This is a genomic window from Ralstonia sp. SA306 (assembly GCF_054792405.1).
Genome location: NZ_CP096451.1, coordinates 602,402 through 616,807, shown reverse-complemented (window position 1 = coordinate 616,807; position 14,406 = coordinate 602,402). Strand labels below are relative to the sequence as shown.

Annotated in this window: 12 protein-coding genes; 5 read left to right on the top strand and 7 right to left on the bottom strand. The window is 64.4% G+C overall.

Features of this window, described 5'->3' with window-relative positions; genetic code table 11:
- Positions 1-88: 88 nt before the first annotated feature.
- The 5 genes from M1D44_RS02975 to purN all read right to left on the bottom strand — a co-directional run bounded on the left by M1D44_RS02975 (position 89) and on the right by purN (position 5,659).
- Positions 89-1,279, bottom strand: coding sequence for a DesA family fatty acid desaturase (locus tag M1D44_RS02975; RefSeq protein WP_024974977.1), 1,191 nt, complete (start codon positions 1,277-1,279; stop codon positions 89-91).
- 370 nt (positions 1,280-1,649) lie between these two features.
- Positions 1,650-3,026 (bottom strand): mechanosensitive ion channel family protein, encoded by a 1,377-nt coding sequence (locus tag M1D44_RS02970; RefSeq protein WP_024974976.1) that lies wholly within the window; start codon positions 3,024-3,026, stop codon positions 1,650-1,652.
- Positions 3,027-3,051: 25 nt separating this feature from the next.
- Positions 3,052-3,621, bottom strand: a complete 570-nt coding sequence (locus M1D44_RS02965; RefSeq protein WP_024974975.1) for a phospholipase D family nuclease — start codon at positions 3,619-3,621, stop codon at positions 3,052-3,054.
- Positions 3,618-5,012 carry an RsmB/NOP family class I SAM-dependent RNA methyltransferase gene (locus M1D44_RS02960; RefSeq protein WP_316853102.1) on the bottom strand — a complete coding sequence of 465 codons (1,395 nt, stop codon included), beginning with the start codon at positions 5,010-5,012 and terminating at the stop codon, positions 3,618-3,620. Before M1D44_RS02960 ends, M1D44_RS02965 begins: the two co-directional genes overlap by 4 nt.
- On the bottom strand, positions 5,009-5,659 hold the full coding sequence (gene purN / locus M1D44_RS02955; protein WP_024974973.1) for a phosphoribosylglycinamide formyltransferase: 651 nt from the start codon (positions 5,657-5,659) through the stop codon (positions 5,009-5,011). The genes M1D44_RS02960 and purN overlap by 4 nt, the downstream gene beginning before the upstream one ends.
- A gap of 402 nt (positions 5,660-6,061) precedes the next feature.
- Between purN and M1D44_RS02950 the strand changes: the two genes are divergently transcribed.
- Positions 6,062-6,727, top strand: a complete 666-nt coding sequence (locus M1D44_RS02950) for a response regulator transcription factor (RefSeq protein ID WP_024974972.1) — start codon at positions 6,062-6,064, stop codon at positions 6,725-6,727.
- Positions 6,728-6,787: 60 nt separating this feature from the next.
- On the opposite strand, the gene M1D44_RS02945 is transcribed toward M1D44_RS02950, so the two are convergent.
- Positions 6,788-8,620: an ATP-binding response regulator gene (locus tag M1D44_RS02945; protein ID WP_024974971.1), complete on the bottom strand. Its 1,833-nt coding sequence runs from the start codon at positions 8,618-8,620 to the stop codon at positions 6,788-6,790.
- A 219-nt stretch (positions 8,621-8,839) separates the two neighbouring features.
- Here M1D44_RS02945 and M1D44_RS02940 point away from each other — a divergent pair, with 219 nt between their 5' ends.
- The 4 genes from M1D44_RS02940 to M1D44_RS02925 all read left to right on the top strand — a co-directional run bounded on the left by M1D44_RS02940 (position 8,840) and on the right by M1D44_RS02925 (position 13,748).
- The gene (locus M1D44_RS02940) at positions 8,840-9,838 is read left to right on the top strand and encodes a bifunctional riboflavin kinase/FAD synthetase (protein ID WP_024974970.1); all 999 of its coding nucleotides are present in this window, start codon (positions 8,840-8,842) and stop codon (positions 9,836-9,838) included.
- 109 nt (positions 9,839-9,947) lie between these two features.
- Positions 9,948-12,827: an isoleucine--tRNA ligase gene (gene ileS, locus M1D44_RS02935; RefSeq protein WP_316853101.1), complete on the top strand. Its 2,880-nt coding sequence runs from the start codon at positions 9,948-9,950 to the stop codon at positions 12,825-12,827.
- A complete protein-coding gene (gene lspA / locus M1D44_RS02930; protein ID WP_037031476.1) occupies positions 12,827-13,363 on the top strand; it encodes a signal peptidase II in 537 nt (178 codons plus the stop codon). Before ileS ends, lspA begins: the two co-directional genes overlap by 1 nt.
- 7 nt (positions 13,364-13,370) lie before the next feature.
- Positions 13,371-13,748: a DUF4180 domain-containing protein gene (locus M1D44_RS02925; protein ID WP_316684131.1), complete on the top strand. Its 378-nt coding sequence runs from the start codon at positions 13,371-13,373 to the stop codon at positions 13,746-13,748.
- Between the two features lie 10 nt (positions 13,749-13,758).
- Here the strand turns inward: M1D44_RS02925 and M1D44_RS02920 are convergent, their stop codons facing one another.
- Positions 13,759-14,331, bottom strand: a complete 573-nt coding sequence (locus M1D44_RS02920) for a YdcF family protein (protein ID WP_316853100.1) — start codon at positions 14,329-14,331, stop codon at positions 13,759-13,761.
- Positions 14,332-14,406 lie beyond the last annotated feature (75 nt).

The window sequence follows — 14,406 nt, the reverse complement described above, 5'->3', positions numbered from 1 at the left end:
CGCGGCCCGTTAAAAATGTGAGTTGGGGCAGTTTACCCAAAAGAAAAGCCCCGCTGCGGAGCGGGGCTTCACCTATGAGACAAGAAAGTCAGGCGTAACGGCGCAGGCGAACAGCAAATTCCTGCAGCGCGTGGATGCCGCTTTCCTCGGCGCGCTTGCACCACTCTTGCAGTTGATGCAGTAGTTGCTCGCGCGTGGCGTTCGAACGGCCCCACAGCGCGCCAAGCTCGCGACGCATTTCAACGAAGGTGTGCAACGCCGAATGGTCCGACACGATTTGCGAGAGCTGCTCACGCTGCGGCGCGCCCAGCTTGGTTTCGTCGCGGTGGAACCACTTGCGGGCCGGCTTCAGCGCACGATACTCAACAGCGCGCGAGTCCTTCAACTTGGCCAGCTCTTGGCGGTAAGCCGTCTTAACAGTCTTGGCGTAGCGGGCCATCACGTCATAGCGGTTCGCGATGATGGCTTCCAGCGTGTTCTGGTCGACCGGCTTCACGTCGCCAAAACGCGCCTTTGGCGCCACTTTCTTGACCTTCGCCAAACCGACGATTTCGAGCGCGCGGATGTAGCCCCAGCCGATGTCGAACTCGTACCACTTGACCGAAAACTTAGCCGACGTAGCGTACGTGTGGTGATTGTTGTGCAGCTCTTCGCCGCCGATGATGATGCCCCACGGCGACACGTTGGTCGAAGCGTCTTCGCAGTCGAAGTTGCGGTAGCCCCAGAAGTGGCCCAGGCCGTTGATGATGCCGGCAGCGTGGATCGGGATCCACAGCATCTGCACCGCCCACACCGTCAGGCCTAGCGCGCCGAACATCAGCACGTCCAGGATCAGCATCAAACCGACGCCCTGCCACGTGAACTTCGAGTACACGTTCTTCTCAACCCAATCGTCCGGCGTACCGTGGCCGAACTTCTGGATCGTTTCCTTGTTCTTGGCCTCGGCGCGATACAGCTCAGCACCTTCCATCAGCACCTTGCGGATGCCACGGGTCTGCGGGCTGTGCGGATCGTCTTCGGTTTCGCACTTGGCGTGGTGCTTGCGGTGAATGGCGGTCCATTCCTTGGTGACCATGCCGGTGGTCAGCCACAGCCAGAAACGGAAGAAGTGTCCGGCAATGGGATGCACGTCCAGCGCCCGGTGCGCCTGGCAACGGTGCAGAAAAATCGTGACGCAGGCGATCGTGATGTGCGTCACCACCAGCGTGAAAATGAGGATCTGCCACCAGGCCCAATCGAGGGTGCCGTTGGCAAGGAAAGTCAGAAAGGAGTCGATCAAAGTGTTCTCCGTGGTCAACTCGGTGATCAAAGCAGCTTTTTATCCATCAACTGATCCGGACGTTGCTGCCTCTTAAGGCCATCCGCTGTCGTAGCGTTACGACAACGGGGTCGTGTTGGCGGGGATTCGGGTGTTGGCACCCGGCTTGCGCGTCACATCGGCGAGCTTGCGGCTGCTACCCATATGACCTCCGCCCCAGCGCAATACAAGGTGTTCGCGGCGCATTGTCGCAAGTGCTAAGCTTTTGCGACCGGCCGTCTGATCCTTCGTGGGAGCATTTAACATTTTAACCGAATACCCCCTCCATTCCATGGGGGAAACCCGCTGATTTGACCTCAGACAAGTGGGCACCGTTCCGCCTACAGATGTGTTAGGTCGGCACGGATGCGCTGGATGAGGCTGCTGCATCACCCGAAGTGCTTGAAGCGCCCTGCTGCGGCCCCAGCGGCCCGAGCACACGCACTTCCCGTTGCGGATACGGAATGTCGATGCCCGCCTCTTTGAAACGGCGATAGATAGCGCGATTCAGATCGGACTGGACGCCCAGCTTGCCGTTGTGCGGATCCGCGATCCACACGCCAAGTTCGTACTCGATGCCGCTGTCTGCAAACAGGGCCATGAAGGCGGCGGGCGCCGGCTCGGGCAGAATGCGCGAGATGCCCTCGGGGCATTGCAGCAGCAGCGACAGCACCGCTTCAGGATCGGCGGCATACGACGCCTGCACGCGCACTGCCACGCGCACGGTGCCGCGCTCATTGTGGTTCTGCACGGCTTGCGCGACCATCAGTTCGTTCGGAACCAGCGTATCGCCATCGCCGTTGCGCACCACGGTGTAGCGCGTGCGGATCTGCGTGACGATGCCGGTGTATGTGCTGACCGTAATCTGATCGCCGAGCTTGAGCGAGCGTTCGAGCAGGATGATGAAGCCCGAGACGTAATTGCTGGCGATCTTCTGCAAGCCGAAGCCCAGGCCCACACCCAGCGCGCCGCCAAACACCGACAGCACCGTCAGGTCGATGCCCACGAGCGACAGGCTCAGCAGCAACGACACCAGCAACAGCACCGCCTTGGTCACACGCGACAGCACCACCTTCAGGTTGGCGTCGATGGCAGAAGCGCGCGTAATGCGGCTGTCCAGCCACGAGCCGAACCACATCGCCACCAGCACGGTGACAAGAATCCACACCACGCCCATCAGCATGGCGGCGAGGCTCACCTTCTGCTTGCCGCCCAGCGCAAAGCGAATGCCGTCGAGGTAATCCACCACATCGCCCAGCACGCCCAGCACGTAGAGCACCATGCCGATCCACATCAGCGTGGTCAGCACGCGCTCGGCGACGACGAGCATGCCGTGCAACTCACCATTGGCCGACAGCACGCGGCGCAGCACGTAGAAGCCGAGATAGAGAATCGTCAGGCCGAACAGCGGCACGGCAGCCAGGCGGAACACGCTGATCGGCATGGTTCCGATCAGCGCATAGCGCGCGCCCACCACCAGCAGCCAGCCGATCAGCGGGAACATCGCCCGCTCCAGGCTCGACCAGGCAAAACGCAGGGCGAACGTGTCGTTCACATGGGCCGTATGCAAGCGCCGCGCAATCGGCCGCGCAATCAGCCACGCGGCAACGAGCACCAGCACCAGCACGCCCAGTTGCCAGATAAAGCGCGGACCACCCAGATCGGAGACGATGTCGTCGATCATGTGGCCCAGCGCGAAGTGGTTCAGGTTCAGCGGCAATCCGTTCATTGGCGTGACCGGTTATTGCGACCCATTATTGGGTCCGATAGGGCAACGCATCGCCCACATGCTTCTGCCAATTGGCGGCATAGCGTTGGGCGAGATCGGCGTCGCCGCGCACGATCAGGACGTTCTCGGCATTGCCGCGCTGCGCGGTCTGCGTGAAGTTGAAGCTACCGGTGACCAGCACCGGATGCGCGCCGCGCGGGTCGATCACGATGACCTTGTTGTGCGCGTTCTTGTAGCGCACCTCTAGCCAGACGGGGATGCCCGCATTGGCCACCTCGGGCACGCGGCTGCCGCCGGAGCGCGTCATCTGCTCGCGATCGGCCAGCACGCGCACATCCACGCCGCGCTGATGCGCCGCCAGCAACGCACGCGTAATCGCCTTGTTCGACAGCAGATACGCCTGCACCAGCACCTGCTCGCGCGCCTGGTCGATGGCATCGGCCAACAACCCTTCGATGTCATCGTCGGGCGTGAACGCAGCCTGCACCGTACCCTTGGCCGGCTGCACCGGCGGTGTGCTGCGGGCCAGCGCCACGCCGCCTTCAGCAAACACCAGCCATGCGGCCAGCAGCCAACCCAAGCGGCGCAGCATCATGCGCGGCGCTCCAGCACAGCCGCGAAGAAGCCGTCGGTCTGATGCGTGTGCGGATACAGCTCCAGGTAGGGCCCCATTTCCAGGGCGATCTTCTGCGCGGCCAGCACCTCACCAGCGGGCACGAGCACGAAATCTTCATGCGCGGCCAGGAACTGCTCGACCACCTGCTGGTTCTCGCGCGCCAGCACACTGCAGGTCGCGTAAACGAGGCGGCCGCCCGGTTTCAGCAGCCGCGCCGCCGATGTCAGGATCGACAACTGCTTGGCCGACATTTCTTCCACGGCCTGCGCGGACTGGCGCCACTTCAGGTCCGGATTGCGGCGTAACGTACCCAGACCGCTGCACGGCGCGTCGACCAACACGCGATCGATCTTGCCCGCCAGCCGCTTGACCTTGGCATCGTGCTCGCTGTCGATCCGGCCCGGATGCACGTTCGACAGGCCGCTGCGCGCCAGGCGCGGGCCCAGGTTCGACAAGCGCTTTTCCGATACATCGAAGGCATACAGGCGCCCGGTCGAGCGCATCGCCGCGCCGATCGCCAGGGTCTTGCCACCGGCGCCAGCACAGAAATCGACCACCATCTCGCCGCGCTTGGGTGCCAGCAATTGGCAGAGCAGTTGACTGCCCTCGTCCTGAACCTCGACCGTGCCGTTGGTGAAGATATCGAGCTTGTTCAACGCCGGCTTACCCGCCAGGCGAATGCCCACCGGCGACAGCGGCGCCGCAGCACCTTCAATACCGGCTTCGGCCAGTGTTGCAAGCACGGCTTCGCGCTCGCCCTTGAGCGTGTTCACCCGCAAGTCCAGCGGCGCGGGCGTCAGCCACGCTTGCGCCAGCGCCTCGGTGAAATCCGCACCGTGCTGCGCAACCAGTGCGTCGAACAGCCAGTCGGGCAGATTGGCACGCACGCGGGCTGCCAGCGCGGCACGGTCGCGGTTTTCCCAGCGATCCAGCCATTCGGCTTCGGCCGGGTTCAGGAACGGGGCAATGGCCTCACGCCCGGCGGTCTGCAACAAGCCAAGCAGCACAAGGCGACGACGCGCCGGGCCAGTGCCGCTCTCGGCAAACTGACCGAACTCCACCTTGCGGCGCAGCACGGCAAAGGCTGCCTCAGCGATGATGCCGCGCTCGCGGTGGCCAAGTTCGTGGTGCTCGCGGAAGTACTGGCTGACCACCATGTCGGCCGGCGCCGCAAAGTGCAGCAGGCGCGCCAGCACCTTATCCAGGTGTTCCAGATGGCTGCCATGCACGCCCGTGCGGGGACGCGGGGCGCTACGGGGCGCGGGCTTGCCCTGCGGCGCCCGATACCAGCCGCCGCCACCGGAACCGGCACGCTTGTTGCCCGCCCCACCATTTCCATTGCCGCGCGAACGCTGACGATCCTGACTCATGCTGCCTCCCGGGCGTTGATGCCAATGACAAGCTGCGATTCATCCGGAGAAACGCGCACAACACCGTCTTCGATCGACAACCGCCCTTCCACGAACCAGCGTACGGCACGCGGATAGATCGTGTGTTCTTGCGCCAGCAGCCGCCCGGCCAGCGAGTCAGGCGTGTCGTCCTGACGCACGTCGATGATGGCCTGCAGCACGATCGGGCCGTGGTCCAGGTCGGCCGTGACGAAATGCACCGTCGCGCCATGCACCTTCACGCCCATGGCCAACGCGGCCTCGTGCGTGTGCAAGCCGGGGAAGCACGGCAGCAGCGACGGATGAATGTTCAGCATGCGCCCGGCGTAGCGCTTTACAAAGCCCGGCGTAAGGATGCGCATGAAGCCGGCCAGCACCACCAAATCCGGCGAAAAGCCGTCGATCACCTGCGCCAGGGCGGCGTCGAAGCTGTCGCGATCGGGGAACGCCTTGTGGTCGACCACCGCGGTGGCAATGCCGTGCGACGCGGCAAATTTAAGTCCTGCCGCATCGGGCCGATTAGAAATGACGGCGGCAATGCGTCCCGACCAACCTTCGGCCTGACAGGCGCGGACAATGGCTTCCATATTGGAACCGCGTCCGGAAATGAGAATGACGATGTTTTTCATCGCGGCATTTTATCAAGTGCGCCGGAGTTCCCCGAGAAAATCGGGTGTGACGCCTGCGCAGCCATGCCGCGGGCGCTTTTGCAGCCACCGTGGCATTTTGCCGACGCGTGCCGACAAAAACCCTGTCGCGCCAGCAAAAGGAAGGGGCAACCGTTGGCGCGCTTTGGCGCGCTCTGATAATCTCAGCACCATAATTGTCCGCGCTCCCGAGGGGTCGGGTGGGCTGCCAGCGGTGATCCGACGCGTATCAAACGCCTGTTCATCCTGCGCTGCAACATCGTGCGGGCAATACCGTGACGGTCGATCGGCACAGGGTGAGACACCCGGCTTGTCGGCCATCGCCCGCGCCGGGTCGACACGCGTACAACAACAAGAGGGCATTGCCCTCACCGGGGAATAAGAATGACGAGCTCGCTGCGTAGCCTGCTGGTGGTCGACGACCACCCTCTCGCCTTATCTGGCACGACCACGTTTCTTGCGCACGCCTTGCCTGAAGTTCAGGTGCACGCGGCTATTGGCCGGCGCCAAGCGCTGGCGCTGATTGAAGAAGGCGTCCGACCGGACGTCGTGCTGCTGGATGTGTGGCTGTCTGATTGCACGGGTTTCGACGCCATGCGCGAACTGCGCGGCAAGCTGCCGGAAGCGCGCTTTGCCTTCATGTCGGCGGAAAACACGCCGGAAATCGTCGCCAAGGCCCAAGCGCTGGGCGCCATCGGCTTCATCGGCAAGCACGCCGATGCCCATGCATTCTCCAAGGCAGTGGCCGGTATTTTTGGCGGCGATGCGTCGTTCCCGTCGGAAGACGATATGGGGGGCATCAACGGCAAAGGTGGCGCCTCGCATGGCATCCCCATCACGCCGGCGGAACTGGGGCTGACGCCGCGTCAGGGCTCGGTGCTGGCGCTGCTGCTCGAAGGCCTGCCCAACAAGTCGATCGCACGCCAGTTGGGCCTGACGGAAAACACCGTCAAAGAACACGTCTCGGCGATTCTCCAGCGGCTGGGCGTGCGCACGCGCATCCAGATCATCTCGCGCATGGAACGCTTTCGCCTGACGGGCGCGGCCTGATCTGCGCACCTGATCTGATCATTCCGGCGGCGCCATCGACGGCGCCGTTTCACATTACCGTCAGTAAGCGACCTGCGGCTCGGCTGAGCGGCCGCGCAGCCAGCGCTTGAGCAGCACGCGCAGCATGTTCGGGTCCATCGGTTTGGCCAGCAGCAGATAGCCGGCCTCTTCGGCGCGCGCCAGGGCGGCGGAGTTGCGATCGCCAGTCAGCAGCACGGCGTGGGCATCGGGGTGGCTGACCTGCCAGCGTTCGAGCAGTTGCAGGCCGTCTTCCTCGCCGGGCAGGCGCAGGTCGCAGAAGATGATCTGCGGACGGATACCGCGCGCGAGCAGTTGCTCTGCGGAACGGCCATCGGCGGCACTGTGGACTTCCACGCCCCACGCTTCGAGCAGCGCGTGCCACGCCTTCCGGATTTGCTGGTCGTCGTCCACGACCAGCACTACGCCGGAGAATCGCGGCTGGTCGAGCACTGCACGCTTTTGCTCGGCGCGCGGCTGTGTGGCCAGCGGCGCCTTGATCTCGGCGGGCACCGGCCGAAGCGCCATCCAGAACATCGAGCCGCGCCCCGGCACCGAGCGCACGCCAAACGTCCCGCGCAACAGACGCACACATTCCTTGTAGATCGACAGGCCCAAACCCAAACCTTGGCTCGGATCGCGCTCGGGGTTTTCGACTTGGTAGTACGTCGAGAAGATGTCTTTCTGGTGCTCTGGCGCTACGCCGATGCCCGTATCCCAGACCTCGATCCGCAGATGCTTCTGACGCACGCGCAGTGCCACCATCACGCCGCCGCGCTCGGTGTAGCGCAACGCGTTCTGCAGCAGATTGAACAGCGCCCGGCGCAGCAACACCGGCTCGGCCATCCCGAACACCGGCAGCGGCGGAATGCGCGCCGTGAGCGCCAGACCCTTGGCGCGCGCATCCGGCATGAACTGCTGGACCACTTCGGTGATGACCTCGCCCAGATCCACCGGCTCCAGCGTCGGCGAGGTCTTACGGCTCTCCAGCTTGGACAGGTCCAGCAGCGAACGGAACAGCAGATCGATGGTCGCGGCGCCCGAGGCCAGTTGCTCCACCAGCGGCGCCAAGGATTCCGACTGGTTGCGCGCCCGCAGCGCCTCCACCAGGAGCACGATCGCATGCACCGGCTGACGCAAGTCGTGGCTGGCTGCAGCCAGGAAGCGCGATTTTTCTTCCGATGCCGACAACGCGCGCTGCTTCTCATCCTGATAGCGGCGCGCGAGCTGGCGGCTCTCGTTCTCAAGCTGGATTTCGCGCACCAGCGTGTTGTGGATATTCACCGCATGCCGCGTCAGCAGCGCCGCAAAGAACAGCAGCACGCCCCGCAAATACAGCCCGTGCCCCGGAAACGCCTGCTCGGCCAGCACAAAGTGCGGCGCCAGGATGCCCGTCCCGAGGATCAGCAGGCTGGACGGCACCGGCGCCTGCGACAACACCGCCGCCGCCGCCACACCGATGATCACGATCATCAGCAGGCTGCTGAACTCGAGCGACGGCGACATCAGATACAGCCCCGCCGAACAGCCCCACGCCACCCCGCCCACCGCTGACATAACGTGCATGCCCGTCCACCACTTGCGGGTGTGCGCGGCCAGCGTCATGCGGCTTAGGTCGTAGCGATAGCCAAAATAGAAGCGCAGACCTGACGCCGTCAGGCACAGCATGATCAGGCACCAGCCCAGCAGCACCGGGCGGTTGGAGGCGTCCCAGAACGCCGCTACCGTCAAGGCGGGCAGTACGACCGAGGCCGCAATCCCCATGGGAGCCCCGCGATGCACGGCGGCGAGCAGCTTCGCTCGGGCGTCCAGTTCAAGCGGCGCACGGCTGGCAAGCCCGAACTTGGCAAAAAAAAGGCGCAACGAAGCGTTCAAGGGGATGTGGGAAAGAAACTGGATACCGGATTGTGCCGCAAGCATGCGCCGCGCGGGCGCACCGTTCGGACGATTGTGCAACACCCCGACACCCATCCGCGTGCGCGCCGGGGATGGGGCAATCCCTTATATAATGTGCGTTTTGCTGGATTTTGGCGGCTGTCACGCCAATCCGGCACGAAAGCGCACTTCTCCTTTCCTCGACCACCGACGCTTCTCGTGAAAGTCTTTCGCGGCTTGCCCAACGCCGAAAGTCGCGCGCCCTGCGCGTTGACCATCGGCAACTTCGACGGCGTGCACCGCGGGCACCAGTCTTTGCTGGCCCGCGCACGCGCGGCGGCCGACGCACGCGGATTGCCGCTCACGGTGATGACATTCGAGCCGCATCCGCGCGAATTCTTCATGCCGGACCGCGCGCCCACCCGCATTGCGCTGCTGCGCGACAAGCTGGAAAGCCTGCGCCGCCAGGGCGTCGACCGCGTGGTCGTGGAGCATTTCAACGCGCATTTCGCTGGGCAGACGCCGGACGAGTTCGTGCGCAATGTTCTGGTCGATGGCCTGCACACGCGCTGGCTGCTGGTGGGCGATGACTTCCGCTTCGGCGCCAAGCGGGCGGGCGATTTCAACTATCTGCAGGCCGCCGGTGCCCAGTTTGGCTTCGAAGTCGAGCAGATGGGCTCGGTGTCGGAGTCCGGCGTGCGCATTTCCAGCTCGGCCGTGCGCGAGGCGCTGGCCGCCGGTGACCTGGAACACGCCCGCCGCCTGCTCGGGCACGGTTATGCCATCAGCGGACACGTGGTGCACGGGCAAAAGCTCGGCCGCTCGCTGGGCTTCCCAACGCTGAATTTGCGCATCTCGCATCGCAAGCCGGCAGTGGCCGGCATCTTTGTCGTGCAGGTGCACGGGCTGGCCGAAAAACCGCTGCCGGCCGTCGCCAGCATTGGCGTGCGGCCGACCGTGGACGACTCAGGCCGCGTGCTGCTTGAAGTGCATATCTTTGATTATCACGCCAGCGTCTACGGCAAGCTGGTGCGCGTGGAATTCATGAAAAAGCTCCGCGACGAGGCCCGTTACGATTCGCTCGATGCCCTCAAGGACGCGATCGCGCAGGACTGCGTACACGCGCGGCAGTTCTTCGGCCTGCCGATTCCGCCAGCCGGCGAGTCGCCAACGCTTCGGCGCGACTTCGCCACCTCCGCCACCGACCGAATTCAGTAGGCGGCCGACCCGTTCGCCGCCCAGAAGCCACTCGCTGCGCACGCGCGCCCTGCACTGTCAGCCGCGCCTGCACCGATCCGATCTGCCCGAATCTGCCCCACATCACACCATGTCCGATTCCAAGAAGCCCACGCCGGAGAAGAGCAAGTACCCGGTCAACCTGCTGGACACCCCGTTCCCCATGCGCGGCGACCTGCCCAAGCGCGAGCCGCAGTGGGTGAAGCAATGGCAGGACAAGCAGCTCTACAAGAAGATCCGCGCCGCGCGCAAGGGCGCGAAGAAGTTCATCCTGCATGACGGCCCGCCGTATGCCAACGGTGATCTGCACATCGGCCACGCGGTCAACAAAATCCTCAAGGACATGGTGATCAAGGCGCGCGGCCTCACCGGCCTGGACGCTGTCTATGTGCCGGGCTGGGATTGCCACGGCATGCCGATCGAGATCCAGATCGAAAAGCAGTTCGGCAAGGGCCTGCCCGTCCAGGAAGTGCAAGAGAAGGCGCGTGCATACGCCACCGGCCAGATTGCGCGCCAGAAGGCAGACTTCGAGCGCCTGGGCGTACTGGGCGACTGGGCCGATCCGTACCTGACGATGAACTTCCGCAACGAAGCGGATGAAGTGCGGGCGCTGGGCAAGATCCTGGAGAAGGGCTACGTCTTCCGCGGCCTGAAGCCCGTCAACTGGTGCTTCGACTGCGGCTCGGCATTGGCTGAAGCCGAAGTCGAATACGCGGACCGTACCGACCTGTCGATCGATGTCGGTTTCCCGTTTGCCGATATCGACGCACTGGCCAGTGCCTTCCACGTGGGTGTTGACGTGCTCAAGGCCAAGCCGGGCTGGATCGTGATCTGGACCACCACGCCGTGGACGATCCCGTCCAACCAGGCGCTGAACCTGCACCCGGAAATCGAATACGCGCTGGTCGACACGCCGCGTGGGCTGCTGATCGTTGCCAAGGAGCGCGTCGAGGCGTGCCTGCAAAGCTGGAAGCTTGAAGGCACCGTGCTGGCTACGTGCGAAGGCGCGGCGCTCTCGGGCGCGCGCTTCCACCACCCGCTCGCCAAGATGGACGCGGGCTACGACCGCACCTCGCCCGTCTACCTAGGCGACTACGTGACCATCGACACCGGTACCGGCATCGTCCACTCCGCGCCTGCGTATGGCGTGGAAGACTTCCAGTCGTGCAAGTCGCACGGCATGCCCGATTCGGAGATCATCAACCCGGTGATGGGCAACGGCGTGTATGCATCGACGCTGCCGCTGTTTGGCGGCCAGATGATCTGGGACGCCAATCCGAAGATTGTCGAGGTGCTGCGCGAGTCCGGCAACCTGTTCGACGCGCATAAGCACCCGCACAGCTACATGCACTGCTGGCGCCACAAGACGCCGATCATCTATCGCGCCACGTCGCAGTGGTTCGCGGGGATGGACGTGCAGCCCAACGACGGCAACGCCACGCTGCGCGAGACCGCGCTCGCGGGCATCGACGCGACGGCGTTCTACCCATCGTGGGGCAAGCAGCGCCTGCACAACATGATCGCCAACCGCCCGGACTGGACGCTCTCGCGCCAGCGCCAATGGGGTGTGCCGATGGCCTTCTTTGTGCACAAGGAAACCGGCGCACTGCACCCGCGCACGCCTGAGCTGCTGGAACAAGTCGCTCAGCGCATCGAAAAGAGCGGCATCGAAGCCTGGCAGACGCTCGACCCGCGCGAGCTGCTCGGCGATGAAGCCGACATGTACGAAAAGAACCGCGACACGCTCGACGTGTGGTTCGACTCGGGCACGACGCACTGGCACGTCATCCGCGGCTCGCACGCCGCGGATCTGTACGACGCTTCGGCCGATCTGCCGGACGGTCGCCTGGCTGATCTGTATCTGGAAGGTTCCGACCAGCACCGCGGCTGGTTCCACTCGTCGCTGCTGACGGCTTCGATGCTGTACGGCAAGCCACCGTACAAGGGCCTGCTCACGCACGGCTTCACGGTGGACGGCGAAGGCCGCAAGATGTCCAAGTCGATCGGTAACACGATCGCGCCGCAGGAAATCGCCAACAAGATGGGCGCCGAGATCATCCGCCTGTGGGTGGCCTCGACCGACTATTCGGGCGAACTGGCCATCTCGGATGAAATCCTGAAGCGCGTGGTGGAAGGCTATCGCCGCATCCGCAATACGCTGCGCTTCCTGCTCGCCAACCTGACGGACTACGACCACGCCAAGCACGCGCTGCCGACCGAGCAATGGCTCGAGATCGACCGCTACGCCGTGGCGCTGACGGATGCGCTGCAGAAAGAAGTGCTGTCGCACTACGACGTGTACGAATTCCACCCGGTGGTCGCCAAGCTGCAGACGTTCTGCTCGGAAGACCTGGGCGGCTTCTACCTCGATGTGCTGAAGGACCGCCTGTACACGACGGCGCCCGATTCCGTGGCGCGCCGCTCGGCACAGAACGCGCTGTACCACATCACCCAGGCAATGCTGCACTGGATGGCGCCGTTCCTGTCGTTCACGGCCGAAGAGGCGTGGCAGGTATTTGCGCACGGCACGGAGCACACCGACACCATCTTCACCAGCACGTACTACAACGCCCCGGTGCCGCAAGGCGCCAGCGCGCTGCTGGAGAAGTGGGCCGCCATCCGCAACGTGCGCGGCGAAGTGACCAAGCAACTGGAAGCGCTGCGCATCGACGGCAAGATCGGCTCGTCGCTGCAGGCGGAAGTGACGGTGGCGGCGGGTGAGTCGGTGCATGACGCGCTGGCCAGCCTCGGCGACGACCTGCGCTTCGTGCTGATCACATCTGCGGCCAAGTTGGAGCGTGCGCCGGAAGGCGGCGATCTGCTCATCACCGTGGTGCCGTCCACGCACGCCAAGTGCGAGCGCTGCTGGCACTACCGCGCCGATGTCGGCCACGACGCGGCCCACCCGACCCTCTGCAAGCGTTGCACCGACAACCTGTTCGGTGCCGGCGAACAACGGAGCGCTGCGTAATGGCGACAACTCGGGCGGCCCGTAACGGCGGTAAGAGCAAATCGATCGGGTTGAAGAAGAGCGGCGGCGGTCATGGCGTGGGCCCCTGGCTCGGCCTGGCGGTCATCTGGATCCTGCTGGACCAGTTGACCAAGGTCGCCATCCTCAAGACCTTTACCTACGGCGAGTCGCGCCCGGTCACCGGGTTCTTCAACCTCGTGCTGGCCTATAACAAGGGCGCGGCGTTTTCGTTCCTGGCCGCGGCCGGCGGCTGGCAGCGCTGGTTCTTCACGGGCCTGGGCGTGGCGGCGGCGCTGTTCATCGTGTGGCTGCTCAAGCGGCACAGCGGGCAAAAGCTGTTCTGCTTTGCGCTGGCGCTCATTCTGGGTGGCGCGCTGGGCAACGTGATCGACCGCGTCATCTACGGTCATGTGGTGGACTTCCTCGACTTCTACCTGCACAACTACCACTGGCCGGCCTTCAACGTGGCCGATTGCGGCATCACCATCGGTGCAGTGCTGCTGATCGTCGACGAACTGCGCCGCGTGCGTCGCTGACGCTGCGGTGCCAGAACTCCGGCAGTGGAATGGTGAAGCGGTGCTGTGCCTCGACGAGGCCGGCCCGCCCATCGCCAGCGAACAGGATGCGCTGGACCACCTGATCGGCGAGGCGCTGGGGCATGGTGCGTCGATGGTTGCCGTGCCCGTCAGCCGCCTTGATGCCGCGTTCTTTGCGCTGCGCACGGGCCTGGCTGGCGGCATCGCTCAAAAGATCACCAACTACCGCCTGAAGCTTGCCGTGGTGGGTGACATTTCTGCGCACCTGCACGCCAGCGGTGCGCTACGCGACTGGGTTCGTGAATCGAACCAGCGCGACACGATCCGCTTCGTGCCCTCGCTCGCCGACTTGGCCGCCAATGCGCGGCCCATGCCGGCTGAATGATCCCTCAGCGTCAGTAGCGCACGGCGTACCACGCCCGTTTGACGTACTCCGCAAGAATCGACCCGGATTCGTACACTGGCACCGACTTGGCCAGCGTGTCGCCCGGGAATACGCCCTGCGCGCTCCATGTGACTTCCGGCCACACCTTGCGGAACACCGCCAGCGCCCGGCCCGTGTGATACCAGCTCGTGACCAGCATTGCCCTTTGCACCTGCTGGCCCGTTAGCGTCTCGCGCGTCATCCGCGCATTTTCCATCGTGCTGCCGGACACACATTCGTGGCCGATGCGCTCTGCCGGCACGCCGGCCATCACAAGGCGGCGCTCGATGAGAAGGCAATCGCCCTGGCCGCTGACGAACACGCGGGGTGCCACGCCTGCGTGGTACAGCTCCGCGGCGCCGATCACGCGTTGGCCCGATTCGCCACCCAGTACAACGATCACGTCTGCGTGCGCCAGCTTCGGCTCGTCACGCAGCCATGCCTTAGCCCCGCACACGAGCACAGCGCAGATCACCGCCGCAACGATGGCGCAACCGCCAATCCAGGCGAGGACATTGCGAACTGCTGAACGACCGAAAACCATATCGAGAATGCGCTTTTGAGGAAAAACCGGGTGCCAAACGCACCGCGGGGCAAGCCGGTATCATCGCCACTGTTC